21 protein-coding genes are annotated in these 26,024 nt (G+C 46.8%); 6 read left to right on the plus strand and 15 right to left on the minus strand.

From position 1 onward, the window contains the following. Positions 1-240: 240 nt before the first annotated feature. From V7051_RS15480 to metH, 3 genes are all read right to left on the minus strand, one after another. Positions 241-1,242 carry an IS110 family transposase gene (locus V7051_RS15480; protein ID WP_333876478.1) on the minus strand — a complete coding sequence of 334 codons (1,002 nt, stop codon included), beginning with the start codon at positions 1,240-1,242 and terminating at the stop codon, positions 241-243. Between the two features lie 380 nt (positions 1,243-1,622). Continuing rightward, positions 1,623-1,859 carry a glutaredoxin family protein gene (locus tag V7051_RS15485; protein ID WP_333876477.1) on the minus strand — a complete coding sequence of 79 codons (237 nt, stop codon included), beginning with the start codon at positions 1,857-1,859 and terminating at the stop codon, positions 1,623-1,625. A gap of 1 nt (position 1,860) precedes the next feature. Continuing rightward, entirely contained in the window at positions 1,861-5,538 is a 3,678-nt protein-coding gene (metH, locus tag V7051_RS15490; RefSeq protein ID WP_333876475.1) for a methionine synthase, read from the minus strand. Positions 5,539-5,627: 89 nt separating this feature from the next. On the opposite strand from metH, the gene V7051_RS15495 reads away from it, so the two are divergent. Beyond that, positions 5,628-5,819 (plus strand): DUF2970 domain-containing protein, encoded by a 192-nt coding sequence (locus tag V7051_RS15495; protein WP_333876473.1) that lies wholly within the window; start codon positions 5,628-5,630, stop codon positions 5,817-5,819. Positions 5,820-5,906: 87 nt separating this feature from the next. On the opposite strand, the gene V7051_RS15500 is transcribed toward V7051_RS15495, so the two are convergent. Further along, the gene (locus V7051_RS15500) at positions 5,907-6,338 is read right to left on the minus strand and encodes a hypothetical protein (RefSeq protein ID WP_333876471.1); all 432 of its coding nucleotides are present in this window, start codon (positions 6,336-6,338) and stop codon (positions 5,907-5,909) included. A gap of 20 nt (positions 6,339-6,358) precedes the next feature. Further along, complete coding sequence (locus V7051_RS15505) at positions 6,359-6,742, minus strand: hypothetical protein (protein ID WP_333876469.1); 384 nt, start codon at positions 6,740-6,742, stop codon at positions 6,359-6,361. 228 nt (positions 6,743-6,970) lie between these two features. Between V7051_RS15505 and V7051_RS15510 the strand changes: the two genes are divergently transcribed. Beyond that, positions 6,971-7,102 carry a hypothetical protein gene (locus V7051_RS15510; RefSeq protein ID WP_006890565.1) on the plus strand — a complete coding sequence of 44 codons (132 nt, stop codon included), beginning with the start codon at positions 6,971-6,973 and terminating at the stop codon, positions 7,100-7,102. Positions 7,103-7,251: 149 nt separating this feature from the next. After that, positions 7,252-9,144 carry a DCC1-like thiol-disulfide oxidoreductase family protein gene (locus tag V7051_RS15515; protein WP_333876462.1) on the plus strand — a complete coding sequence of 631 codons (1,893 nt, stop codon included), beginning with the start codon at positions 7,252-7,254 and terminating at the stop codon, positions 9,142-9,144. A 450-nt stretch (positions 9,145-9,594) separates the two neighbouring features. Here V7051_RS15515 and V7051_RS15520 read toward each other — a convergent pair whose 3' ends face one another. The 5 genes from V7051_RS15520 to V7051_RS15540 all read right to left on the minus strand — a co-directional run bounded on the left by V7051_RS15520 (position 9,595) and on the right by V7051_RS15540 (position 15,696). Further along, positions 9,595-11,052 (minus strand): TrkH family potassium uptake protein, encoded by a 1,458-nt coding sequence (locus V7051_RS15520; protein WP_333876460.1) that lies wholly within the window; start codon positions 11,050-11,052, stop codon positions 9,595-9,597. A gap of 70 nt (positions 11,053-11,122) precedes the next feature. Continuing rightward, positions 11,123-12,484, minus strand: a complete 1,362-nt coding sequence (trkA, locus tag V7051_RS15525) for a Trk system potassium transporter TrkA (RefSeq protein WP_333876458.1) — start codon at positions 12,482-12,484, stop codon at positions 11,123-11,125. Positions 12,485-12,542: 58 nt separating this feature from the next. After that, positions 12,543-13,430 carry a succinate--CoA ligase subunit alpha gene (gene sucD / locus V7051_RS15530; protein ID WP_333876457.1) on the minus strand — a complete coding sequence of 296 codons (888 nt, stop codon included), beginning with the start codon at positions 13,428-13,430 and terminating at the stop codon, positions 12,543-12,545. 1 nt (position 13,431) lies between these two features. Then, positions 13,432-14,625 carry a malate--CoA ligase subunit beta gene (locus V7051_RS15535; protein WP_333876455.1) on the minus strand — a complete coding sequence of 398 codons (1,194 nt, stop codon included), beginning with the start codon at positions 14,623-14,625 and terminating at the stop codon, positions 13,432-13,434. Positions 14,626-14,748: 123 nt separating this feature from the next. Continuing rightward, positions 14,749-15,696 carry an HpcH/HpaI aldolase/citrate lyase family protein gene (locus V7051_RS15540; protein ID WP_333876453.1) on the minus strand — a complete coding sequence of 316 codons (948 nt, stop codon included), beginning with the start codon at positions 15,694-15,696 and terminating at the stop codon, positions 14,749-14,751. 330 nt (positions 15,697-16,026) lie between these two features. Here V7051_RS15540 and V7051_RS15545 point away from each other — a divergent pair, with 330 nt between their 5' ends. Together V7051_RS15545 and V7051_RS15550 are read left to right on the plus strand one after the other, a co-directional pair. Beyond that, positions 16,027-17,193 carry an aminotransferase class V-fold PLP-dependent enzyme gene (locus V7051_RS15545; RefSeq protein WP_333876451.1) on the plus strand — a complete coding sequence of 389 codons (1,167 nt, stop codon included), beginning with the start codon at positions 16,027-16,029 and terminating at the stop codon, positions 17,191-17,193. A gap of 174 nt (positions 17,194-17,367) precedes the next feature. After that, a complete protein-coding gene (locus V7051_RS15550) occupies positions 17,368-18,339 on the plus strand; it encodes a 2-hydroxyacid dehydrogenase (protein ID WP_333876449.1) in 972 nt (323 codons plus the stop codon). An 89-nt stretch (positions 18,340-18,428) separates the two neighbouring features. Here the strand turns inward: V7051_RS15550 and V7051_RS15555 are convergent, their stop codons facing one another. Together V7051_RS15555 and V7051_RS15560 are read right to left on the minus strand one after the other, a co-directional pair. After that, positions 18,429-19,982 carry an esterase/lipase family protein gene (locus tag V7051_RS15555; RefSeq protein WP_333876447.1) on the minus strand — a complete coding sequence of 518 codons (1,554 nt, stop codon included), beginning with the start codon at positions 19,980-19,982 and terminating at the stop codon, positions 18,429-18,431. A gap of 12 nt (positions 19,983-19,994) precedes the next feature. After that, positions 19,995-22,169 (minus strand): CHAT domain-containing protein, encoded by a 2,175-nt coding sequence (locus tag V7051_RS15560; RefSeq protein ID WP_333876445.1) that lies wholly within the window; start codon positions 22,167-22,169, stop codon positions 19,995-19,997. A 435-nt stretch (positions 22,170-22,604) separates the two neighbouring features. On the opposite strand from V7051_RS15560, the gene V7051_RS15565 reads away from it, so the two are divergent. Beyond that, positions 22,605-22,865, plus strand: coding sequence for an RNA recognition motif domain-containing protein (locus V7051_RS15565; protein ID WP_333876443.1), 261 nt, complete (start codon positions 22,605-22,607; stop codon positions 22,863-22,865). A 130-nt stretch (positions 22,866-22,995) separates the two neighbouring features. Here the strand turns inward: V7051_RS15565 and V7051_RS15570 are convergent, their stop codons facing one another. The 3 genes from V7051_RS15570 to V7051_RS15580 all read right to left on the minus strand — a co-directional run bounded on the left by V7051_RS15570 (position 22,996) and on the right by V7051_RS15580 (position 25,654). Beyond that, on the minus strand, positions 22,996-23,787 hold the full coding sequence (locus tag V7051_RS15570; protein WP_333876441.1) for an ABC transporter permease: 792 nt from the start codon (positions 23,785-23,787) through the stop codon (positions 22,996-22,998). After that, positions 23,774-24,436 (minus strand): ABC transporter ATP-binding protein, encoded by a 663-nt coding sequence (locus tag V7051_RS15575; RefSeq protein WP_333876439.1) that lies wholly within the window; start codon positions 24,434-24,436, stop codon positions 23,774-23,776. Before V7051_RS15575 ends, V7051_RS15570 begins: the two co-directional genes overlap by 14 nt. A 237-nt stretch (positions 24,437-24,673) precedes the next feature. Continuing rightward, positions 24,674-25,654, minus strand: coding sequence for a malate dehydrogenase (locus tag V7051_RS15580; RefSeq protein ID WP_333876438.1), 981 nt, complete (start codon positions 25,652-25,654; stop codon positions 24,674-24,676). Positions 25,655-26,024 lie beyond the last annotated feature (370 nt).

A 26,024-nucleotide genomic window follows, 5' to 3' on the forward strand; every position in this document is an offset into this window, starting at 1 on the left:
CTCATCTTTAATACAGCATAAAAGGCTTCCGCCTTTCTTCATGACACACTAGCCTGGATAGGGCTTGCAGAATCTGGAGCTTGGTAGCTCTGATTATCCCGTATTCCACTATGCTACATACGGGCTACACGACTAATAAAATCCTCACTCAACTTCGTCAAACGGCCATCCTAACTCCAACTTAGTCCTGTAGATACTCTCTTAAACCACAAGCCCAATTTTGCAAGAAATCATAAAATTTTATGATTTTGCTTCAACAGGAAACGTGTAAAAACGAGTCCCGTCAAATTCTTTTTTAGCTTTCAGCATGCCATGGAGGGCGTGTAAAAGTTTGCGCATGACCGCGCATACAGCCTGTATCTTCTTTAAACCGTTGTCTTGAATCATATGCGTGTAATAGCCTTTAATATGAGGCTCATGGCACGTTGCAACCAATGCGGGCATATACAGTGCTCGGCGAACGAATTTATTACCCGCCTTGCTGATGCGGGGCTTTTTCGTCACACTGCGACCCGATTCAAATTGCCGTGGATCTAAACCCGCATAAGCGACCCATTGCTTGGCACTCATGTCTTTAGGCAATATCATCAATTCTCCCAACAGTGGCACGGCGCTCGCCACGGCAATACCTTTGATGCCTGTCATCAACGCAAAGGCTTCTGCCAGCTCATCGTGTTGCTGGATTAATTGACGCGCACTATCGCGGTGGACTTGAATTTGTTTATCCACGACTTTAATCAATTCTTCCGTGTATTCAATCACTAACAAGGGTGTTTCTTCGGTGGCTTTTAACGCATGCAGCTGGTTTTTAGTTTGAGTTTTTAGCTTGGTCAAAGCGGCAATTCTTCGAGCAAGTGCTCTTAAAGCAATACGCTCATCGGCTGGGCGTTGCCACGCTTCAAAAGGCATCCTTTCGCAATAAACCGCCAATATTTCTGCATCAACCGCATCGGTTTTACTGCGTTTCATCAGCACCTTGGCAAAGTTATGTGACGCTTTCGGATTGATAACCATCACTTCAATACCTTCGGCACGACTCAGTGCTACTGCCAAATCAAAATGATAAACCCCCGTTGCTTCCATACACACTCTGGAGCCTCCTTTTAATTTGGATAACAGTTGAATGAGAGCTTTGTGACCGAATGCGGTATTTTCAAAGGTTTTGGCTTTGTGAGCTTTGCCTTTTACACTGACCACGATAACAAGTTCTTTATGGCTAACATCAATGCCTGCATAATTCATGTTTTTGATCTCTTTATAGATATTTTGTTATGATGATGACTGGTTTCCCAACCCTGGCACTTCACCTACCGTCCTTGTGAATGCAGACTCAGAAGCTTATGCTTACAGGTCTCAGATACTTCACGGCATGGATGACGAGGGTGGGGAGCCTATCTACGAACAAGCTCAGAGCTTAAGGCCGGATCGGCTTCCCCAGAAAATCGCTTATCACTATAAACTTTTTTGTGTCACATAATCCTGTGTTTTAGAGATGTATTTAATATACAAGGCCGGAATAAGACGGTTCGAGCGACAGCGAGAACTGGTGTTTCCGGCAAATCCCACCGAAACTCGCCGGAAACACCACCTCGCGCTACGCGCTTGGATGGCCTTATTCCGGCCTACCGTGCTACGCGACCAATAAACTCTTCAACCTCAACTTGATCAAACGGCCATCCTAGCTCCTGTTTTGTCTCAGAGTCATACAAAACCGGAATACGCACAGCATATCGCTCCAGCCATTGCTCCTGTTCGGCAATATCCACAGTCTCAACACCACCCGGCACACAGGCATTAACAATAACCTCCGCCTTCTCGCAAAGATGACAGCCGGAGGTGCCGAACAGTATCAAGCGCATATCAATGATGCAAATGCGCCGCCAGCCAGCGCTCGGCGACTTCTTCTGCTATGCCTTTACGTCTGGCGTAATCTTGCAGTTGGTCTCTGTCTATCTTGCCGACATTAAAATACTGCGACTCGGGATGCGAGAAATACCAGCCGCTTACTGCTGATGCCGGGTACATCGCATAACTTTCGGTTAGTTCTATGCTGGTATGTTCGGTCACATTGAGCAGCTCAAACAACTTGCCCTTCTCGGTGTGATCGGGACACGCAGGATAACCGGGCGCCGGCCGTATGCCTTGATAGGCTTCGTTGATTAATTGATTGGCCTCATGCGTTTCATCTTTGGCATAGCCCCAATACTCTTTCCTGACCACCTGATGCATGTATTCTGCAAACGCTTCGGCCAACCGGTCGGCCAGCGCTTTGAGCATGATTGAGCTGTAATCGTCATTATCCAGTTCAAATTCATGCAGTTTTTGTTCTATGCCGATGCCTGTCGTTACCGCAAAAGCGCCGATATAGTCGGCTTTGCCGCTGTCAACCGGGGCGATAAAATCGGACAGACAATAATTGGGTCTCCCCGGAGCCTTGACGTTCTGCTGACGCAAATGATGCAGGACTTCCTTTTTCTGGGTGCGGGTGTCATCGGTGTACACAACGACATCATCGCCGTCGCTGTTGGCGGGGAAAAAGCCGACCACAGCGCGGGCGGTCACCCATTCTTCATTGATGATTTTTTTCAGCATGTCCTGGGCATCGTCAAACAGCTTTCTGGCTTCAATGCCAACGACTTTATCGTCAAGTATTTTTGGATAGCTTCCGGCCATTTCCCAGGTTTGGAAAAACGGCGACCAGTCGATATACCAAACCAGCGTATCCAATGGAAAATGATCGATAACTTTTATCCCTAAAAATGAAGGTTTAGCCGGCTCGTAATTGCCCCAGTTGAATTTATTGCGGCGGGCTTCTTCTATAGAGTGTTGCTTGGTTTTGGCTTCGCGGCCTTTGTGCCGTTCCCTAACTTCTTCATATTCTTCGCTGATGCTTTTTACGAACGCATCTTTTAAATCGGCGCTCAGCAAGTTGCTGGCTACGCCGACGCCGCGCGACGCATCGGTCACGTAAACAATCGGGCCGTCGTAATTCGGGGCGATTTTTACTGCGGTATGCGCGCGCGAAGTTGTAGCGCCGCCTATCATCAACGGCATGGTAAATCCCTGACGCTGCATTTCTTTGGCGACATGCACCATTTCATCCAGCGACGGGGTAATCAGGCCGCTTAAACCGATAATATCGACGTTTTCGAGGCGCGCGGTTTGCAGAATTTTTTCGGCAGGCACCATCACGCCCAAGTCAATCACGTCGTAGTTGTTGCATTGCAGCACCACGGCAACGATATTCTTGCCGATGTCATGTACATCGCCTTTTACGGTCGCCATCAGGATTTTGCCGTTGGTTTGCCGGTCGCCTGCGGCTTTGTCAGCTTCCATATACGGCATCAGATAAGCCACGGCTTTTTTCATCACACGTGCCGACTTGACCACTTGCGGCAGGAACATTTTGCCCGCGCCGAACAAGTCGCCGACTACGTTCATACCGTCCATTAATGCGCCTTCGATAACGTGCAACGGCCGTTCGGCTTCCAGTCTTGCCTGTTCGGTATCTTCATCGATGTAATCGGTGATGCCTTTTACCAGTGCATGTTCCAAACGCTTGCTAACTGGCCAGCTGCGCCATTCCAGATCCTGCTCTTTTGAAGAGCTGCTGCCGTCGCCGCGATATTTCTCGGCGAGTTCCAGCAATTTATCGGTACCGCTGCCGTCGTGAGTATTTAATATCACAGCTTCAACCGCATCGCGCAGGTCTTTGGGAATATCTTCATAAATCGCCAATTGGCCGGCATTGACGATGCCCATATCCATGCCTGCCTGTATCGCATGGTATAAAAATACTGCATGGATCGCTTCCCGCACCGGGTTGTTGCCCCGGAAAGAAAACGATACGTTGGAAACGCCGCCGGAAATCAATGCGTAAGGCAAAGTACGTTTGATCTCGGCCGTGGCTTCAATAAAGTCCAGGCCGTAATTGTTGTGCTCGTCGATGCCGGTGGCGACCGCGAAGATATTGGGGTCGAAAATAATGTCCTCGGGCGGGAAGCCGATTTGTTCGGTCAGAATCTTGTAGGCGCGTTGGCATATCTCGATTTTCCGGGCTTTGGTATCAGCCTGTCCTGCTTCATCAAAAGCCATCACAATAACCGCAGCGCCATAGCGGCGTACCAGTTTGGCGTGTTGGATAAACGCTGCTTCGCCTTCTTTCAGCGAGATCGAATTGACCACGCCTTTACCCTGAATGCATTTAAGGCCGGCTTCCAAAATTTCCCATTTGGACGAATCCAGCATGATCGGCACTTTGGCAATATCAGGCTCGGAGGCGATCAGCATCAAAAAGCGCACCATCGCTTCTTTGGAGTCCAGCATACCTTCATCCATGTTGATGTCGATAATTTGTGCGCCATTTTCGACTTGCTGTTTGGCAACGTCGAGTGCCGTTTCAAAATCGCCGTCGATAACCAGTCGTTTGAATACGGCCGAACCGGTCACGTTGGTGCGTTCGCCGACATTGACGAATAACGAATCCGGGCCGATGTTCAGGGGCTCTAGTCCTGATAACCGGCATTGTTTGGGTATTTCAGGAACTATTCTGGGACTGTAGGGTTGTACGGCCTCGACTATCGCTTTGATATTCGCAGGCGAGGTTCCGCAACAACCGCCGATAATATTCAGGTAGCCGTTTTTTGCCCAGTCGGCCAGTTCTTCGGCCATCGCTTCGGGCGTTTCGTCGTATTCGCCAAACTCATTAGGCAAACCCGCGTTGGGGTGAGCGGAAATATGGGTATCTGCAATGCTCGATAATTCATCGATATATTGACGTAATTCTGTTGCGCCTAACGCGCAGTTAAAACCGAAAGAGATCGGCTCGACATGTTTAAGTGAATTCCAGAAAGCGGCAACGGTTTGCCCGGAAAGCGTTCTGCCGGATGCATCGGTGATCGTTCCGGAAATCATCACCGGCAGTTTGTAACCGATCTGTTCGAAATATTGTTCGACTGCAAAAATAGCGGCTTTGGCATTCAAGGTATCGAAAACGGTTTCGATCAGAATAATATCCGCTCCACCGTCAATCAGGCCCTTGGTTGCTTCGGTGTAAGCTACGACCAAGTCGTCGAAAAAGATATTACGAAAACCAGGATCGTTAACATCGGGCGACATGGACGCCGTGCGGTTGGTAGGGCCCAATACACCTGCTACAAAACGCGGTTTTTCCGGCGTTTTTTGGGTGAATTCATCAGCCGCTTGCTTTGCAATGCGGGCTGCTTCGACATTAATCTCATAGGCCAGCGATTCCATTTTGTAATCGGCCATGGCGATGCTGGTCGCGTTGAAGGTATTGGTCTCGACAATGTCGGAGCCAACTTCAAAATAAGCGCTATGAATGGCTTTAATAATGTCCGGCTGGGTCAACGACAAAAGGTCGTTATTACCCTTAAGATCGACTTCCCATTGGGCAAAACGTTCGCCGCGATAATCTTTTTCTTCTAATTTATAACTTTGGATCATCGTACCCATCGCGCCATCGAGAAATAGAATGCGCTGGGATAATTGCTGCTTTAATAATTCTGTTTTTCTCATAGGAACCGTCAAGGGTTATGGGTGGATATAATCATTGCTTAAAATACCGCCAAGCACTATTATTTTTAACTATTTTGCCGGAGATGAGCATGTCAAAACCAACCATCACTCAAGTCATAAGAAGCGTGCTAGCTGCCGCTATTGGAATACAAAGCGACGCAAACAGGCAAAGCGATTTAAAAGAGGGACATCTTTCAGCGTATCTTATTGGAGGAGTGATTTTTACCGTACTTTTCGTGATCGGTCTGGTATTTCTTGTTTCTGCTATTTTAGGCAATTAACATTTAGAAACTATAGACTACGCAATCTGCAGCCATAAAAAAAGCCCAAGCGTTACTTGGGCTTTTTTTTATAACCAACTGCCTGTGTTACTTCTCAGATGTCGTTTTAAAGCTTTGTTTGATGCTTTGAAACATTTCTTTGAGGCCGCCAAATAAGTTGCCAACTGTAATTGGTTCTTTGGTAATAAACTTTACCCGAATCAACGCCGCTGCTAAGAAACCGACGATCGATGGCATCAGTTCCAAGTATATTGAAAGCAGAACGCCGCCAAATCCCTGAAAACCGCCTTCATTTTTTCTATCGCCAATGGTGGTTAAATCACGCTCGTAGTCGCTACCACCTTCACCGCCTCGTATTGACTCCAAAATATAAAGATTGATATCGATAAATCCCAGCTGTACTACAAAAAAAGCAACTACACCAATCGCAACCCACATTATTACATTACTCGTCTTTGCCCTCATAGCCGACTGGTAAATCCAGAGAGCTACAAAAATCATTATAATGCCACCTATCATAGCTATATCCTTTTTTTAAATTATTTTTTTGTTAGAAAGAAGAAATATGCACACTTTAATATCATGTTTGGACCCTCTTTTTCAATCACTTTGCAGGATTCATATTTTTCTCGTCCAGGAGCCACCTGTTTTTTAATTTCCCCATTTTCGATGGAGTACTTAATGGCAATCTTCAACTCACTGATTCGTCCAGCAACATCAGATGCCGTCGACATAAGGGTTCCATCCGGCCTAAAGTCCCATTCCTGTGTTATGGCCTTTTTTTGGCCAGTTAACGTAACCGCTTCATCATGAAGATTCCATTTCCCTAAAATTTCAGAATTATCTTTTAGTTGAACGTCAGCATTTGCCGATAACGTAAAGAAAATTGCGACCAGTGGTAATATTTTAACGCATCTATTCATCTTAATTCCTTATTTCAAAATGTATCAGCACTCAAAAATAGATTTTAAACTATACCACACCGGCTATCGAGCAATAAATTTCAACCGGGAACAATAGTTACATCTCACCAACAAAAAACACATAACAATAAGCCTTGACTTTAACTTTCCCTACAGTATTATGCTCATTCCGTTTGCTATGCAATTAGCAATATTTCTAAAAATACAAAACTATAGGTAGGACATCCCATGGGAGCGATCTTAGATATCACCGAAATGTTAAAAGAACCAGCTGGTATGGTCGGCGCGGTTGTGGTTATAGCCGCTGGCTACTTCCTGGTAAAGTGGGTATTCGCTGAGCACCCAGACGACGAAAAATAAGTCGCCAACCGATTTAATCTTAACTTAGGCCGTACATCTCAATTCTTTAATGAATTGACTGCGGCCTTTGTTTTGTCTGCATGTTTCAATACATAAACCCTACATTTCTTATATAATTTATACATCTTCCCGATTTTTCTAATCATGAAATGTATAAACTTATATCTACTAAAACTTTAGAACTTCATTCCAAACAAGCTCCTGCTACAGGCATAGGCTTATTTCGGATTCTTTACGGTTTAATCACTCTACAGGAAATCATTTTCCTCCTGTATTTTAATCACTTAATTTTCGACCCTATTCCGTATATAGACGTCGAATTTCCGATGATTCCTTTTTTCCTGTGCCTCTGGGCCGTTATTGCCGCGTTTGTTACTGTCGGTTACCGCTATCAATTTGCTGTAACCTGCAATTATATTATTTGGATTATTTTTGTTAATTTCACTCCTATGCAACGTGATTTTGACGGCGGCTTTGATTTATTCATGATCGGAGCAGGATTTTTTCTACTTTTTATGCCTGGAGATCGAGCATTTTCAATAGATACCCTTAGACATAAACTGAGTACACCTTTTACTCATTACAGCACCTACCCGAAACCAACCGTTTCAACTCTTGCTTATATCCTGCCTGTTGCCATTTGCCTCGGATTTCTCTACTTTGACTCAGCCATACACAAAATGTTTGCCGAGCACTGGCGCAACGGCCTTGGAACTTGGCTGCCCGCAACGCAGCCTTATTATGTTTCAGCCATCGACATGTCGTATTTACTGAACAATAAGCTGTTACAAAATGCCCTTGGTTACACAATTTTAATCTTTCAATTTACATTCATATTCTTTTTCGCCAATCGTCGGTTACGCATAGCTTATTTATTAATCGGTCTCGGACTTCATCTTGGCATTACCTTGTCTTTTAATATTTACCCTTTTGGCTTGGGAATGCTCATCTTTTATACATTACTTGTTCCTTTTAAATGGTGGCGCTATATTGGCCGACTGCTTACCGCAAAGCAGCCATCTCTTACCGTATTTTATGACCAGCTATGCCCTTTGTGTAATCGTACCGTTCTGATCCTTAATCATTTCGACATATTCAGCCGCATAGACTTTAAAAACGCTCAGGAACATGCCGAACACTACCCGGCGCTTGCTTACATCAATAATGAAACCTTATTAACCGATTTATATGCGCTGGATAGCGGCGGCCGCCTTTATTCGGGCGTTGACACCTATGCTCAAATCTTTATAAAAATGGCTTATCTATTCCCGATTGGCATCATGCTGAGACTTCCGGGAATTCATCAATTTGCATTAAAAAAATACCGGTCTATTGCCGATTCACGCAGCCGAATCCCTTGCACTTCAATTTGCCTTACGCCACAAACCCTGCCGGACACCACCCTATACCATCATTTTTTTGAAAATATGGCTACGCAAAAACCGAATGCGTTTTCCAGAAAGCTGGCAAAAATATTACTTGCTCTGCTCGTTTTACAATTAAACAGTTCGATCCATTACGCGCTTATTTACAGACTTAATGCCGACATTCCTCAGAGTCCTATTTCACAAGCCAGTAACGCGATTTTAATGGCCTCACAGACCTTTTTAGGCATTACACCACATGCGCTTTATCTACATGACCATTTTGCGGGCTATGATCATATTTTAGCGATCAGCTATACCGACCAGAACGGCACTGAACATTGGCTGCCCTTTGTCAATGAGCAGGGCCGGCTTCTTGCTCCGAACTGGGGTCGCGTTCATTCCATGTGGGCCAATATTGCCGTTACGCCAAACATTGATAACAAACGCTTGCATAAATTCATCATGAAAGTCACCGCTTTCTGGAGCCAGAAAATCGGTTTAAATATTAATAATGTCGTTTTCAACATAAAACTTAAAAGAATCGATGCGCCGTCTTACTGGGTTTATGATCAATTGCACAAGAATTTTACTTCTCCGTGGAGCACTATCGGAACGGCAAAATGGATTGACAACCGGATTTCTTTTGATTTACCGGACAACATTAACCAGCTTTAACTGACCGGATAATTAATCAACTTTTATTATTGCATCATCATTCCAGTCATGATATAAAATGCATGTGCTTTAATTTAATGGCGCAAATTAATAAAAATAATTGAAACCCCTTTGGAGGATATTCGTATGAATAAAATTTTATCTGTTATAGCTATGACATTAATGATTATTGGTTTAACTGGCTGCTTGGATGATCCAGATAAATCTGCACAAAAAGTTTCTAGCTCTATTCAACTGTAAATAGAACTACTGGCGGTGCCAAAAAACCCAGCTATAAGCTGGGTTTTTTGTTTTTACAAGCTTTACTTTTAGTTACAAAATACAAACTTACCCAACCATCTCTACCTGAATTCCCATATCGGCCGCTACTCTCAAAGCCAGCCATAAGGTCTTTTACTTTCACTAAAAAGGCTTCGGAGAATCTTTAAAAACCCGCCACATCCCTTCAATTTATTTTCTCCAGAATTCCGGTACAAATAAAATAACAATGGAAAATATCTGTACCCGCCCCAAGAGCATCGCAAAGATACAAATACCCGTTTGAATATCGCTCAGACTGGCGTAGTTAGTCGCTGGTCCTACTTGGTTTAGACCAGGACCGGCATTGTTAAAACAAGCGATAATAGCCGAGAATGCACTAATAAAATCCATACCGCTCAACAGCAGCATGAATACCAGAATGACAATGCTGATGAAATACAAAAAAATGAATCCGGTCACAGAGGCAACAATTTTATTACTCACTACGGTGTCGCCGATCTTCATGGATTTGACCGCAAAAGGATGAATAAACTTAAACAACTCCAAACGTGCCTGCTTCATCAGGATAATGGTACGAATCATCCGAATCCCGCCGCCGGTGGAGCCGGAAGAAGCCGAAACACAACTTAAAAACAACATCCACATTGGCACAAAAATAGGCCACTGATTGAAGTCCTGAGTAGCAAAGCCGCAATCGGTCGCGATGGTGACCAAATTAAACGTGGCATGGCGTAACGCGGAAGAAAAATCCGAATAAGTGCCGGCATGCCACAACACAGATGCCGTTATCAGACAACTCCCCAACACCAAAGCGAGGAAAGCCCTTGCTTCCCTGTCATCGACATAAGGGTTAAATGAACCTTTCCTAAGAGCCACAAAATGAGTGGCGAAATTGATCGCCGCCAGCAATTGAAAGATAGTTAACACCATCTCGATAGATAGCGAATTGAAAAAACCGACATTACTGTCATGAGTGGAAAATCCGCCTAAACTCATCGCAGAAAAAGCATGGCAAATAGCATCAAACCAATCCATACCTGCCAAGCGCAAGGCGATAATACAAGCCAAGGTAATGCCCGCATAAACCAGCCACAAAGCTTTCGCGGTTTGCGCTATGCGCGGCGGCAAGTCCGATTCCTTGACTACGCCCGGTGACTCCGCAATATACAATTGCATACCGCCGATACCCAGAATAGGCAAAATGGCCACCGCAAAAATAATGATGCCCATACCCGCTATCCAACATAATTCATGCCTCCACAAATTAATCGACATCGGCAACTGGTCAAGACCGCTAAATACGGTCGCTCCTGTGGTAGTCAAGCCGGAAACAGTCTCGAAATAAGCATCGACAAAACTGAGCCCAGGCAGATATATCATAAACGGCAACGTGCAAAATACAGGGATTATTGACCACGTAATCGCTACCAGCAAAAAGCCTGTTTGCCGCGTCACCTTTTTTGGTATACGTAACGTCGGGATAAACATCAACGCACCCAGCAACACAGTAATCAAAAAACCTTGATAAAAAGCGCCGGTTGCGCCGTCATCAGCTATAAAGGAGGTCAACAAACAAGTGGCCATTAAGCCGCCGAACCCTATAGTGACTAACCCGAAAATATTGATGATAGTAAAGATGACATTCATGAGCGCATTTGAAGTTTAAACAAGGTACAACGGAAAGGTGCCGATGCTGAACCGCTTTCCGCTTTGCACATTAAAGAGGCTGAAACTTTTTCTCGATGTTTACGACCAATTTTTTATCCATCGCAAACATCACCACATGATCGCCTTCTTCGAATACCGTCTCATGATGAATCGAAATGACTTGCTGATTGCGAATAAGCGCACCCATCACAATGCCTTCCGGGAAGTTAATAGAATCCACCCGAAACCCGACGACGGAATTCAGATCGTTACTTTGGTGCGCAATAGCCTCGATAGCTTCAGCAGTACCTCCGCATAGAGAACTGACTTGCGCCACGTCACCGCGGCGTACATGCTTTAAGATACTGCCCAGCGTTTCCTGATTGGGTAACACAGCAACATCAATTCCTGTTCCAGGCAGAAGTTTGCTGTACGAAACATGGTTGAGCAAGCAGATAGCTTTGCGCGCACCCAAACTTTTTGCCAAAGAAGCCGAAACGATGTTGACCCCGTCATTTTCAGTAATTGCACAAAACAAATCGGTACTACCGACAGACTCATCAAGCAGCATCGCTTCATCGGCACAATCACCCAAAAGCACCACAGCATGATCAAGATCATTGGCTATTTTGTGAGCGCGCCTGGGATCTTTTTCAATGATTTTTACTTGGTGATCTTTTTCCAATGCCAGCGCCAAACGCTTGCCGACATGACCGCCACCGGCAATGATAATTCGCTTTAATGGCGCCTCCAGCTTATTCAACTCCTTCAATACTCGCCGCACTTCTTCCCGAGGCGCGACAAAAAAAACTTCATCGCCTGTTTCAATAACAGCCTCGCCGTTCACTATCAGCGGAATACCTCGCCGAAAAATAGCCACAACACGAATCTTACCGCCAACCAGGCGCTCTTTCAGGGTTTTGATTTTTTTTCCGGTTAAAGAACCGTCCGCCACCACTTTGACCGAAAAAAGGCGTACCAGCCCATCAGCAAAATCGGAAATATGCTGAACGCCGGGAAATTCGATTAAATTACGGATAGCTTCCATAACGATTTGCTCCGGACTGATAACAATATCCACCGGAATGCCGTTCGGCCCGAACAATTGCGGATTTTTCAGATAATCGACAGCCCGCACACGGGCAATCGTTTTCGGCCGGCTGTAAAGCGCATTGATGATCACACACGCCAGCATATTGGTCTCGTCGCTGTCGGTAACCGCGATAATCATATCGGCAGTCCGGGCTCCGGCCTGCTCAAGCACTCTCGGATGCGCCGCGTTACCGGCAACCGTAGCAATATCAAAACGCTCTTTTAATGCATCGAGCAACTCCGTCCTGAAATCAACGACGACAATATCGTTCTCCTCGCTTGCCAATGCCCCGGCAACCGATGAGCCGGTAACACCGGCTCCAAGAATAAGTATTTTCATTTACGCCCTGTGGGTATTAAAAGATTCACCAATTACCACGACTGTCATAGCCTTTCAGTTACAACCTAGCCAACACTGCAGCTACCGTCTCACCCATGGCCGCCGGCGTCGGACAGATAGTGACGCCAAACTCTTTCAGTATAGCTACTTTTTCTGCGGCACTTTCGCCCGCCGATGAAATAATCGCGCCGGCATGACCCATGCGCCGACCTTCCGGCGCCGTTAAACCGGCGATATAGGCGATGACCGGCTTAGTCATATTTTCTTTGGCGAAAATTCCGGCCTCAACTTCCTGCGGGCCGCCGATTTCGCCAATCATGACCACCACTTTGGTTTCCGGGTCGGCTTCAAATTTTTCCAAAATATCCCGGTGCGAACTGCCGTTGATGGGGTCACCGCCGATGCCGACAGAGGTTGAAATACCTATATTCAGGCGTTTCATCTGGTCAGCGGCTTCATAGCCCAAGGTACCTGAACGGCCGACGATGCCGACGTTGCCCTGCATGTAAATATGTCCCGGCATAATGCCCAGCATCGCTCGGCCCGGACTGATCGTGCCCGCGCAATTGGGGCCGGTCAATATCATCCGTTGCTCAACAGGGAAACGACGCAGAAAGTTTTTAACCGTCATCATATCCTGAGTAGGAATACCGTCAGTAATCGCCACGCAATATTTAATGCCTGCATCGGCAGCTTCCATAATCGAATCAGCGGCAAACGCCGGAGGAACAAAGATAATACTGGCTTCAGCTCCAACTTGGTTTACGGCTTCTTTTACGGTATTAAAAACCGGCAAGCCCAAGTGAGTTTGTCCACCTTTGCCAGGCGTAATGCCGCCAACGACGTTGGAGCCATAGTTAATCATGTCTTGGGCGTGAAAGCTGCCGATTTTTCCGGTAAAGCCTTGAACGATAATGCGGGTTGTTTCATTAATTAAAATAGCCATTTTACGCTCCCTGAGCCGCTTCTTTTGCAACCGCTTTATTACGCGCCTGCACCGCTTTTTCAGCCGCTTCGGCCAACGTTTCTGCGGTAATGATAGGCAAGCCGCTTTCTGCGATAATACGGCGGCCTTCTTCTACATTAGTGCCTGACAACCTGACAATCAACGGTATTTTCATATCGATTTTCTTAACCGCTTCAACGACGCCTTCGGCAATCCAGTCGCAACGGTTGATACCGGCAAAAATATTAACCAGCATGGCTTTTACATTGCTGTCGGCCAATACTAAGCGAAAGGCTTTTTCGGTGCGCTCAGCCGATGCACCGCCACCGACATCAAGAAAGTTGGCAGGCTCGCCGCCAGCCAGTTTAATCATGTCCATAGTCGCCATCGCCAAACCGGCGCCGTTAATCATGCAGCCGATGTCGCCATCCAGACCTACATAGCTTAAACCACGGTCGGCAGCCGCCATTTCGCGTGGATCTTCCTGAGTCTTATCGCGCAATTCCGAAATTTTTTGCTGACGGAACAACGCGTTGTCGTCAAAGCCCATTTTGGCATCCAATGCAACCAACTCGTCGCTACGAGTAACCACCAACGGATTGATTTCCAACATGCTGGCATCAAGCTCACGCAAGGCACGATAACATCCCCTGATGGTTTTAACCGCATGGCTCAATAATTCAGGATCCAGACCCAATGCGAAAGCCATTTCGCGCGCCTGGTAATCTTGCAGACCCACTGCGGGTTCGATATAAATTTTGGTAATGGCCTCGGGGTTGTTTTCAGCCAGCTCCTCAATTTCCATTCCGCCTTGAGCGGAACCAACCATCACAATTCGCTCTGAACTGCGATCAACCAGGAAACAAAAATACATTTCCTTGGCAATATCGGTCCCTGCTTCGACATACAATCGGCCGCATACCTTGCCTGCCGGGCCGGTTTGGTGAGTAATCAGTCTTTTGCCTAATAAAGCTTCTGCCGCCGCTTCAACTTCGTCGTGCGTTTTGCAGATTTTAATACCGCCCGCTTTACCGCGCGCACCGGAATGGATTTGTGCTTTTACCGCCCAAATATGTCCGCCAATATCTCTGGCGCGTTGCACGGCTTCTTCCGGGCTGTAGGCCATACCGCCTTCGGCGATTTTTACGCCATAACCGCTTAAAATTTCTTTCGCCTGATACTCATGAATATCCACAGCATCTCCTGTTTGTGTGTTGTATAAGCCAGGTTAATGTAGTTTAACCCGGCATGCTTCGGCTTCGGTTATCGGGTTACGCCGCCCTTGGTGTCCTAGAGCGAACCCGAGCTACAAAACAAATTATTTTTTTGCTGCGATAGCTTCGGCAGCCCTGACCACGTTATTGGCCATTTTTTCCGAGGCTGCATCGATCAAACGACCGTCTAATGCTGCTGCGCCTTTACCTTGCGCTGCCGCTTCTTTCAAAGCAGCCAGTATGCGTTTTGCTTTTTCAACTTCAGACGCAGGCGGGGTGAATATTTCATTGGCTAATTCGACTTGCGATGGGTGTATCGCCCATTTACCTTCACAGCCTAAGGCCGCCGCGCGTCTTGCTGCCGCTTTGTAACCTCCTGGATCTTTAATATCGCCGAAAGGACCGTCAATAGGACGCAAACCATAGGCGCGACAAGCAACCGTCATCCGGCTGATCGCAAAATGCCATTGATCACCGGGATAGTCAGGATTTAAACCACCGATGTTAGTGGTTCTGGCACGGTTGCTTGCGGCATAATCGGCCACACCAAAATGCAATGCCTCAAGACGGCCTAATGCGCCATTGCGTGCGATATCTTCCACATTAGACATGCCCAGTGCGGTTTCAATTAAGGCTTCAATACCGATTTTGTTTTTCAGACCCTGCTGCATTTCTAACTGGTTCAGCATGGCTTCGACCATATAAACATCGGAATAAACGCCCACTTTAGGGATTAAAACCGTGTCCAGCTTGGCGCCGCACTGCTCGACCAGATCGACCACGTCACGAACCATATATTGGGTGTCGAGGCCATTGATGCGCACTGAAATCGTTACGCCGTGTCCTTTCCAGTCCAAGTCATTAATCGCTTCAATAATGTTCTTTCTGGCTTGTAATTTATCATCCGGGGCAACCGCGTCCTCAAGATCCAGAAAAATAAAATCAGCGCCACTTCTCATCGCTTTTTCAAACATTTCAGGGCTAGAACCCGGAACGGCTAATTCACAGCGTTGAACTCGTTGAACTGACGCTGCATATAAGGTGTGGCTCATTTGTTCTTTCCTAGTTTCATTGTTGTAATTCAGTTCGGATCAGCATAACCCGACATTTTACGGCTATCGTTACCATCGCCGGGTACTCCAGCACACTTGCTTCTATCTGGATAAACCCGACCTGCGCGGCTTAAGCCGGTCTTAAATTAACCGCACATTTTACTTTCAGGGGTATCAAAGTCAATTTTTACCGTGTATTTTCCGGCTCAAGCCCTAATCTAATCTTGCCGATTTTTAGCGTCTATGTCATTATTGCGCGTTTTTGGATATTGACTTTTCTACATCCAAGCTGCTTTAATCACTCAACTACTTATTTAAAGAGGCAATGCAATGGCTGGTCGTAACCACCTATATATTCCAGGCCCTACCAATGTTCCAAATGAAATTCTGAATGCCATGCATGTGAACATGGAAGACCATCGCTCTCCTGTGTTCCCAAAACTGCTGACACCTCTTTTACAAGATCTGAAAAAAATCTTTAAAACAGAAACCGGACAGGCCTTTATTTTTCCCGCGACCGGCACCGCAGGTTGGGAAGTTGCGCTGACCAACACCTTAAATCCGGGTGACAAGGTTTTAATCTACCGTTTTGGCCAATTCAGTCATTTATGGGCTGAAATGGCCAAACGCTTGGGCTTCGAAGTCGAAATCCATCAGGAAGTCTGGGGCAAAGGTATTCCTTTGGACAGAATCGAAGCTCGTTTAAAAGAAGATACCAACCACGAAATCAAAGCTGTTTTAGCGACGCATAACGAAACCGCTACCGGTGTTACCAGCGATATCGGCGGCGTACGCAAAGCACTGAACGCAGCGAACCACCCTGCGCTATTATTCGTTGACGGCGTCAGCTCTATTGCAAGCCTAGATTTTCGCATGGACGAATGGGGCGTTGACGGCGCAATCAGCGGTTCGCAAAAAGGCTTTATGATGCCGGCCGGCGGTGCATTTTTGGCATTCAGTCAAAAAGCATTAAAAGCCGTTGAAACATCGACCTATCCACGTTGTTTCCTGGACTTAAAAGACCAGATGAACACCAATAAAGACGGCTACACACCCTACACACCGGCACTGCCTATTCTATACGGTTTGCGCAAGGCGTTGGATTTATTGCAAGAAGAAGGCCTGGAAAACGTTTACGCACGCCACCATCGCTTGGCCGAAGGTGTCCGTAAAGCCGTTGCTGCTTGGGGATTGACTATTTGCGCCCAACCGGGTTTCGAGTCGGACACAGTGACGGCGATTGTCGTTCCTGCCGACAAAGATGCCAGAGATGTGATCAGCACCGCTTTTAGCAAATACGATATTTCTCTAGGCGCCGGTTTATCCGAACTGGCCGGTAAAGCTTTCCGCATCGGCCATGTCGGCGATATGAACGACGTTTCGATGCTGGGCTGTATCGCAGGCGTTGAAATGGCGTTGCTGGACAACGGCTTTGACATCAAACCGGGTTCCGGCGTTGCAGCAGCGATTGAATACTATCGTTCAACAGCGCAGTAATATCATACCGTATGGGACGCGCTCAACGCGCCCCATACACACCAACTTAAACAGAAAAATTCACCACGAAGCCACGAAATTTTTATTTTTGGCTTTTGTTCTGCTTTCTTCGTGCTCTTCGTGGCTTCGTGGTGATATGTTTTAACCCAACACCTATCACTGAGAGGATAACCCATGAGCAAACCCAAAGTCTTTATTACCCGCAAATGGCCTGCCTCTGTCGAAGCAAAACTCAAAGCTCTTTACGATGCTACCCTAAACGAAGATGACCGGCCTTTAAGCGCAGACGAATTCAGGTCCGCGCTACAAAATTACGATGCCGTTTGCCCCACTGTTTGCGATTCATTTCCTGCCGACGTTATCAACGTCGAAAACAAGCGTTGCAAGATCCTTGGCAACTTCGGCGTAGGTTATAACCATATCGACATTAATGCCGCCAAGGCACAAGGCTTGGTAGTCAGTAATACCCCTGGCGTATTGACACACAGCACCGCCGATATTGCGATGACCTTATTGCTAATGTCCGCACGTCGCGGCGCAGAAGGCGATCGTCTGGTTCGCAACAAACAATGGCAAGGCTGGTGCCCGACTCAGATGCTGAGCAGCGATGTCACCGGCGCAACTTTGGGCTTGATCGGCTTCGGTCGTATCGCGCAAGCCATGGCAAGAAAAGCCCATCACGGCTTCGGTATGAAAATCGTCTATTTCAAACCCAGCCCGGCCGACGAATATGTCACCGACGACCTTAATGCTACCCGTTGCGGATCGATAGAAGAGCTGTTGCAAGCGTCCGATTACGTGTCGTTGCACTGTCCCGGCGGCGAAGCAACCCGGCATTTAATCAATGCCGACATGCTTAACCTGATGAAACCGTCCGCGCATTTAATCAATACCGCCCGAGGCGATGTCGTTGATAGCGTCGCGCTGATTGATGCACTTAAAAACAAACGGATTGCCGGCGCGGGCCTTGATGTGTATGAAGGCGAACCTAATGTACACGAAGGGTTCCTGACCCTGGATAATGTATCGTTACTCCCGCATTTGGGCAGCGCCACATTAGGGACACGCACTGCTATGGGCGAAAAAGTTTTGGCTAACTTGGCCGCATTCTTTGCCGGGGATCATCTGCCTGACCGGGTTGTTTAACTGCCTGCGTGTCGGGTTGATACTGCCCCCACCACCGCAGAAATCCGAGGACATTATTTGGGCTTGATAAACGTTATATCCGTTGCCGATCATTCTGCCAAAAATTCCAGTATTTTTTTTATTTCCGCCTGAAAAAAGAAATTAGTGTGGTAAACCTGACTACCGTTGAAATCATGGACTTGGCCGGCATCCAGGCAAAAGCGGATATTATTCGAAACGCCCAATGTAGGAACCACCAAATCATTGGCTTTATCACTAAATAATCGATCCACCACGGAATCCACTCCGGCTTTAACTACGGTTCGCAAATTTCCTGTGACCTCATAATCAGCGCCAAATCCATAGTAACGCTTTGCATGTTCCGAGTCGTCCTGCAAAACCGCAATCAATTTACTGACCGGGCTTTGATCCTCCAGGCCTGGAACATACGGCAAACCTGTATCAACTATCGACGATGCCAGCGTCAACAACATGCCGCCACTAATTGAGGCCAAACCGTCCGGGAACTGATTAACAAAGTTGGCAAGCCGTTCGATCATTGCCGAAAGATTCTCTGGACGGGCTAAATCGGTTCCGGCGTTAGGCGTAGCCACGAAAATAATACGATCAACCTTTATGTTGACGCCCTGAGGACGTTGCCAGCCATCAAGCCGTTGAGCAATAAAGTCATCAGGCAGATGATTCAAGGCCCGCGCCACCAGCCCGCCACGACTATGGCAGATAATGTCAAAAGTGTAATTGCCAGGATGACCGGCAAAAGCATCGTAGACCTGCTTAACGTTATCGGCAACGCCAATGCTCATGGTATGGTGGTTAAAGGCCAGCACTCGCCCCTGATACTGCTCATACAAGCTATCAGGAATACCGGATGTTAGCAGCCCTGCAAATGCTCCTGCCGTGCTGCTACTGGTGCCATGTATAAACAACAGGGCTTTCTTATCGCGAATGTCATCCCACTTATCAAAGGGCACAGGAGACTTGGACATCAATTCGGTAAAGTTTTGCCCACCGTGCAAGCCTTGAAAAGCTCTATAACGATTTTCCCATTCCTGAATTGTCCAATGTACCGCCTTACCGGCCTGATCTTTAAATACTTTGGTGACCAGTATCTTAAGTATCTTGCTGCCGACTTTACCAAACAAACCACGCGAATCGGATGCGGATTCGGCCGGGTTTTGATCCTGTCCACTGCGCAAAGTTATGCGGTATTGATTCTGAACGGCTGCCTCGACTGAACGGGTGCTAGGTAAAGCCAGGTCCGGTTTAACGGGTTCAGGGTAGTGGAAAGAAATAATACCGGCTTCATCGGTGTACATGAGGAACTGGCGCTCATCCTGATACCCCGGAACTTGCAATAAAATCTCATTGTTTCTCACAGCATCCTGGAATACGCCGCCGCGTCCGCCTTGTTCATTTTCCGGCTCGGGTGTTGGCGCTTCAATAACCAGCGTATGGCGATCTTCCAGGTTTGCCTCCTGAATTGCCTCATCCAATCCGGTTTTTTCGGCTGTCAACGCGCGGGTTGTACCCTGAACGCGAACACCAACATAACGACAAGAACCGGATAGGCCGGGAGCGACCAACGTTATACCTTGCTCAAGTTCAATCGGATCTTCGTTTGCTTCTAATTCAAAGTCTTCCATAGCCGTCTCTCTTTATAGTTGAGGATTAAAATCAATTCGAGCCTGCGGATCACCATAGAGAACATAAGCCAAGAAGGTCAGGTGGTGTTCACTTTCCCATTGCTCCCTAATAGTTTGTAGAATTTCCCCCAGCGTTTTGCCGGGCTGAGCGAAAGCCGCCCGGTAGAATTGCTCGGTAATTTCTTTTGCATGCGCGTCGCTAATTCTCCAAAGCGGGCAGATTACCGCACTTGCACCCGCAGCCAAAAACGCGGCAGGGAGTCCAACAATCAGCCCAAGCTGATTCCCCGCTGTTGCCGCTTGGCAGGCATTTAAAAAAATTATAGGATGCTGCGCCCCGAGTCCTCTCTGAACTTCCGCCCTGTTAATAGCCAGAGGCGTAATATTTTCAGGATAATCTTCCATTATCAACTCATTCAGCAAAGAGTTTTTGTTTGAGTTCTGGCCGTGACAAGCAAAATGAACCGCCTGTGCCGTGCCGGTTTCTAAAAAATCCAGTATGTGCTTCGATTGTAACGCGATACGCTGAGTTTTATAGTGCTGTATGAGCCAGTCAAGCTCACTCTCGACCCAGGGAAGTGGATTAATTGGAGGGAAATTAGGATAGCCCGAACCCGTCACTACAAACGTCTGTACACTGATATTTTGGACAAGGCGGAATGAGGCTTCGGCAATCCAGCGCCCGACCGAGTGACGGATGCCCAGAAATTCCGGTAGAACGCCTTTATTAGCTATACGCATAAGCTCCCAAGGCACACACGATTCATCCGAAATGAACAAGATGCTATTGAAACTGAAACTTAAGTTTTTGGCTTCATTAAAAAGCTTCCAGTAGACTTCTTTGAAAGCTTTGGGCGTACTGGCGTAGATAATTTCGCCAATGCCTTCGACATTCGCCTGCTTCACATCAGTAAGATTAACACCGGCATAGGGTTCCAGCAGAGTCTTAACCCAGGCTTCCGCGCCGTCCGGTATTTCCATACTTGCCCCGGCGTTTCCGGTGAATTCAAGGTGGGGCGAGAGGAAGCTCCAGAAATACTCGTTACCCCGACGATGTTGAATACGCACTAACAGATCAGCAGGTTGCGCGCCTTGCTCAATATTGATGCACTTCTGCCATCCGCTTTCAGGTGGTTTGGCAATCTTCTTTAATGACGAAATAGAATCATCCAGACGTAAGTCCAGAAATCGCCGCCCTTCACCGCACCAGCGATTTTCATAATAAAAATTGGCTCGAACCAACAATTTTTCCCGTTCCGGATAATCTCCGTTAGCATCGAGGGTCAAATCGGGGGCTGTTATCGTGAACTCTGCTGATTTTATCGTGCCATTAGCTTGACTATAGTCGAGGTCTTGCCATTCAGATGTATCGGCGCAAAGCAAATGTACGCGCATCTTAAATACAAACTCGGGGGCTTCATCTGGAAGTATAACTGCCCCGCTGGTTGTTGAACTTGGAGCGTCTCCAAGGGTGACTTCCAAGTCAATGGAATCACCGGCGACCGGATGCTCATTGGACGCCTTAATGTCCGGATAGGCCTGATGGATTGATTTTCTATCGGTATCGGCAGAAGACGCAGTTCCAACATTCAGCCCCTCCTGTTCATCATAACCGAACGATTTAGAATCTAGCGTATCAGCGGTTGGTATCCCACGATAGGAGTATCTTGTTTCCGGGATGCCCATATAACCGAACAATCTGTTTTTTAGGCTACTCAATTTGTTATCTTGAACCTGAACGGGTTCAAAGACACATTGAGGATTGTTACCTTGCAATAAGACTGGAAAATTAGCGGAATTCCACCCACCTTGGTAAAAGCGTTCATCCCAACTTGAGATCTTTTTATTTACGACAAGGGCCGAGTCAGTTTCATGAAACGGGATTAGCTCCAGCAAAGGTAAATTGTAATTTGCTGAATCATTATTTTTCAGTAGTTCATCAATCAGAGGTGAAAGAGGAGACCTATCAATATCATCAGGTATATTCGGGAACAATCCGGGATTCTTAATCCAAAATAAAAGTTGTGCCGGGCGACACACGTAAAACCGGTTACTACCGGCTTCCTGTTTTGGGTGGCGTAACACAATATAGGCATACCGTTTCTTAGACAAAGCATAGATGATTTGGCTCACCTTCATGTCAGTTTCAATGATAAAAATATTATTATTTGATCGAATCTCAGACATTTTTATCCTCTTTGCTTTTTTGTAGGCAGAAAAAACCTAACAGTGCTTGCAGTTGGTGGCTTCCACTGCACTTGAATACCGATAACATACAGTCAAACCGTTGGGACTGCAAAACTCAGCTATTCCCATAATTATTTAATGATCGATGCCAATATTTTCAGTCTAGCATATAAACTCCGCACTTTAATCCGATGATGAAAGAATAAATACAGCCGCCCCGCCACTTGTTTCATATCTCCATATTCATTGGATTCCGAGGGCTATAAATACCACTGCTAATCGGTATTAGCTCGGATTAAATCCTCCAAACAGCGCTAGCGCATCCATATGACAGGCAAATTTCCAACTCTATTTGACGCCCAAAAGAAATTAGCGCAATAAAGCCTATTAAGAAGCTGTATAGTTCCTACACTTAGAAATAAACACGGTAACCCCATGAAACTACTGATACGCAATCTCGCTCGCACCACAACAGAAATAGAGCTCCGGGCTATATTCGAGGCCCACGGCACAGTGCAGTCCTGCACTCTGGTAATAGACAACGAAACCGGTTCCAGCAAGGGTTTTGGCTTTGTTGAGATGCCCAAGCAGGGTGAGGCCAAGGCGGCAATGAATATCCTCAACGGTACGGATGTAGCCGGTCACAAAATCCGCGTTAAAAAAGCCGAATCGAAACAGGACACGGGAAAAACATAATCCGGATAATGGGCTTTTCAACAGAAACGCAGTAAGTAAAGCCCATGTAATTTTAACATTGGATTTTTCAATCCCAACAACGGTAAATCATCCATTGACTTGATCAGCGCTAAGGTAGAATTTCTACCCATCAAGGTTTATCAATCACTTCATCCCTCAACACATCAAATGCGTTGAACGCAATATTCAGGCTGAATTTCAAATTGATAATGCAGGCGATTGTGGTACTGGTAAAAATACAGATCATGATAGCGATTTGATATTTCACCGCTACCCAAGGCTCACTGCCGCCCAGAATTTGCCCGGTCATCATGCCGGGTAAAGAGACCAGGCCCATTGTCGCCATACCGGCAATGGTCGGGTTTATCGCGGCTTTAACGGCATCCCGAAAATACGGCCTCACGGCTTCCCAACGCGTCGCACCCAGCATCAGGAAGGTCGCGTATTCGTTTTCGTTCTTGCTTAGCGCCGAATAGAAGCGCTCCAACGCGATGACGTTTCCTTGCAGGCAGTTGCCGAGAATCATACCCGCCAAAGGCACGATATAACGGGCGTCGTAAAAATGAGTCGGCTGTATGACCAGAACCACCAGATAAGCGGTCGAGAACAGTATGCTGGAAGCAATCGCCATAAAAGTAGCCAGGACGAAATAACGCACTTTAAGCCCTGCTCGCCGCAAAATACTTAAATCGGCGACCAGCAACATCACCAATATCCATAAGCCGTTGAGCCAGGGATGGTTAAGATCGAACAACATTTTCAGATAAATCCCAACCAGCGCCAGCTGAATGCTCATGCGCAGGATGCTGATGCCGATATCGCGGCTCAAACGCAAGCCAATCAGCCAGAGCAGCAACCAGGGCAACAAACAGAGGCCATAAAGTAGCGCCATCCGCGGCAGTTCAATATCAAGTGTTTCCATGACGCTTTACCTGAATCAATCGACCCGCTTCCAGTTCAATAGCAATGTCGCAACGTTCCAGCCAGTCAGGGTCGTGAGCCACTGAAAGAACGGTCAGGTGCGGATCGGAGAAAACATCGAACACGACTTGTTTGCTTTCCGTATCCAGAGCACTAGTCACCTCGTCAAGCAGATACAGTTTTTTACCCAATAGCAAGCCTCGAGCCAGCGCAATCCGCTGTTTCTCGCCGCCGGAAATCCGACTGCTTTCCTGACATAAAATGCCCGCGGGTAATTGCAGCCGTTGCAACACCTCAATCAGTTGCGCTTCCGTTGGGCGATGATCGCGATGTGCTTTGAACTGAAAAGGCAAGAGTAGGGCGTCTCGCACATTTTCCGCACCCAGCATCGGTTCTTGCCCAATGTAAGCAGTGCAGGTTCGAATAACCTGAATGGATGATGAGGTTAGCGGTTGTTCCTGAAAGTAAACCGTACCCGACTTTATAGGATGGAGTCCCAGCAAGGTTTTCAGTACGCTACTTTTACCGGAACCGGATTTGCCGGATAACACGGCCTTTTCTCCGGGGAATATCTCAAAGCTGATACCGGATAAAATCGTTTTTTCGTGCGCGGTGACCGATACGCAGTCGAATCGAATGATAGGGGACATTAACTGACTGTCCTTAATTGAGTTCGCTGCGGCAATGCCACTAAGCAATTGTGAGTTTCCAGATGATTCCTAAGTATCCCCTGATTTGTACAACAGCTATATGAACGATTCGGAAGCATGCCCTCATATCGGCTTGGCTTCTTTATCTACCGGAGAACGCGAAGCCTGTGTTTTTTCTTCGTATTCATGTAACGAAGCCATTATGCACTTTCAGGTGAATGATAGGATACCGCCCTTTTATCCCAGCAAATGCTTAACCGCATCCCTTTCTTCTTTTAATTCAACCTCAGTAATACGCATTCTTTGCCGACTGAAATCATTAATATCCAAACCCCTGACAATATTAACCTCACCGTTAACTATTGTTACCGGAAAAGAGTAAACCAGTCCGGGTTCAATGCTGTAAATGCCGTCCGATAACACCGCCATGCTGACCCAATCGCCCGGCTCGGTGCCTAAAGCCCAGGTTTTCATCTGGCCTATTGCCGCATTTGCAGCCGATGCGGCGCTGGATTGGCCCCTGGCTTTAATGATTTCTGCTCCCCGCTGTTGAACAATAGGAATAAACTCATTGACGTACCAATCATTGTCGACCAAAGACAACGCATCTTGCCCCTTGACTTTGGCATGATGGATGTCGGGGTACTGTGTCGTTGAATGATTGCCCCAAACCGTCATATTTTTTACATCAACCGGCAACACGCCGCATTTTTCAGCCAATTGGCTTAGCGACCGGTTATGATCCAAGCGTGTCATTGCAGAAAAATTCTCCGGCTTCAAATCCGGCGCATTGCTCAACGCAATCAGGGCATTGGTGTTGGCCGGATTACCCGTCACCAAGACCTTTACTCTTCTACTTGCGACATCATTCAAGGCTTTACCCTGAACTGCAAAAATCTCTGCATTGACTTCCAGTAAATCCTTGCGTTCCATACCCGGCCCTCTTGGCCGCGCGCCAACCAAAAATGCGTAGTCGACATTCTTAAAGGCTACTCTGGGATCATCGGTAACTTCGATGCGATGCAGTAAAGGGAAAGCGCAGTCTTTTAACTCCATGACCACGCCTTGCAAGGCGTTCATTGCAGGAGTAATTTCAAGCAAATGCAATACGATCGGCTGGTCTTTGCCCAGCAATGCACCGGCTGCCAATCGAAACAGCAAAGAATAACTGATTTGGCCTGCGGCACCTGTTACAGCGATATGAATGGGTGATTTCATCTGTTTTTCCTTTAATTTTATATTTTTTCCTGAGCCTATTTCGGTAAAGCCACCAAGATCCTGGAAAATATTACAACTAAGCCCATTCCCGACGACTGCATGGATGCCGGAGGCACAACCCCACGGATAGGGGAGGTAGAGCAATGCGGAGCAATTTGCCGACAACGCACAACAACCACAGCATAAATCCATTTTTGCAGATAATAACGAAGATAAGCCTCTACAAGCAAGCATATCCAAAAAACACGCCAGCAATTCAAACCGTGCCTGAACAGGAAGTCGGCTAAATAAGGCAGTGTTTTGTTTATTGAGTATAATAGGCCGGTTTAATAACCGTATTGACATATACCAGAACAACCCATCACGAGTA

This window comes from Methylobacter sp., from assembly GCF_036845245.1.
Classification (GTDB): Bacteria; Pseudomonadota; Gammaproteobacteria; order Methylococcales; family Methylomonadaceae; genus Methylobacter_A.

Coding starts and splice junctions, on each gene's coding strand:
- metH (WP_333876475.1), bottom strand. CDS start 5,538: ATGAGAAAAACAGAATTATTAAAGCAGCAATTATCCCAGCGCATTCTA.
- V7051_RS15520 (WP_333876460.1), bottom strand. CDS start 11,052: ATGAATGTCATCTTTACTATCATCAATATTTTCGGGTTAGTCACTATA.
- V7051_RS15550 (WP_333876449.1), top strand. CDS start 17,368: ATGAGCAAACCCAAAGTCTTTATTACCCGCAAATGGCCTGCCTCTGTC.
- V7051_RS15565 (WP_333876443.1), top strand. CDS start 22,605: ATGAAACTACTGATACGCAATCTCGCTCGCACCACAACAGAAATAGAG.
- V7051_RS15555 (WP_333876447.1), bottom strand. CDS start 19,982: ATGGAAGACTTTGAATTAGAAGCAAACGAAGATCCGATTGAACTTGAG.
- V7051_RS15560 (WP_333876445.1), bottom strand. CDS start 22,169: ATGTCTGAGATTCGATCAAATAATAATATTTTTATCATTGAAACTGAC.
- V7051_RS15580 (WP_333876438.1), bottom strand. CDS start 25,654: ATGAAATCACCCATTCATATCGCTGTAACAGGTGCCGCAGGCCAAATC.
- V7051_RS15500 (WP_333876471.1), bottom strand. CDS start 6,338: ATGATAGGTGGCATTATAATGATTTTTGTAGCTCTCTGGATTTACCAG.
- trkA (WP_333876458.1), bottom strand. CDS start 12,484: ATGAAAATACTTATTCTTGGAGCCGGTGTTACCGGCTCATCGGTTGCC.
- sucD (WP_333876457.1), bottom strand. CDS start 13,430: ATGGCTATTTTAATTAATGAAACAACCCGCATTATCGTTCAAGGCTTT.
- V7051_RS15540 (WP_333876453.1), bottom strand. CDS start 15,696: ATGAGCCACACCTTATATGCAGCGTCAGTTCAACGAGTTCAACGCTGT.
- V7051_RS15570 (WP_333876441.1), bottom strand. CDS start 23,787: ATGGAAACACTTGATATTGAACTGCCGCGGATGGCGCTACTTTATGGC.
- V7051_RS15575 (WP_333876439.1), bottom strand. CDS start 24,436: ATGTCCCCTATCATTCGATTCGACTGCGTATCGGTCACCGCGCACGAA.
- V7051_RS15545 (WP_333876451.1), top strand. CDS start 16,027: ATGGCTGGTCGTAACCACCTATATATTCCAGGCCCTACCAATGTTCCA.
- V7051_RS15480 (WP_333876478.1), bottom strand. CDS start 1,242: ATGAATTATGCAGGCATTGATGTTAGCCATAAAGAACTTGTTATCGTG.
- V7051_RS15505 (WP_333876469.1), bottom strand. CDS start 6,742: ATGAATAGATGCGTTAAAATATTACCACTGGTCGCAATTTTCTTTACG.
- V7051_RS15515 (WP_333876462.1), top strand. CDS start 7,252: ATGTATAAACTTATATCTACTAAAACTTTAGAACTTCATTCCAAACAA.
- V7051_RS15510 (WP_006890565.1), top strand. CDS start 6,971: ATGGGAGCGATCTTAGATATCACCGAAATGTTAAAAGAACCAGCTGGT.
- V7051_RS15485 (WP_333876477.1), bottom strand. CDS start 1,859: ATGCGCTTGATACTGTTCGGCACCTCCGGCTGTCATCTTTGCGAGAAG.
- V7051_RS15495 (WP_333876473.1), top strand. CDS start 5,628: ATGTCAAAACCAACCATCACTCAAGTCATAAGAAGCGTGCTAGCTGCC.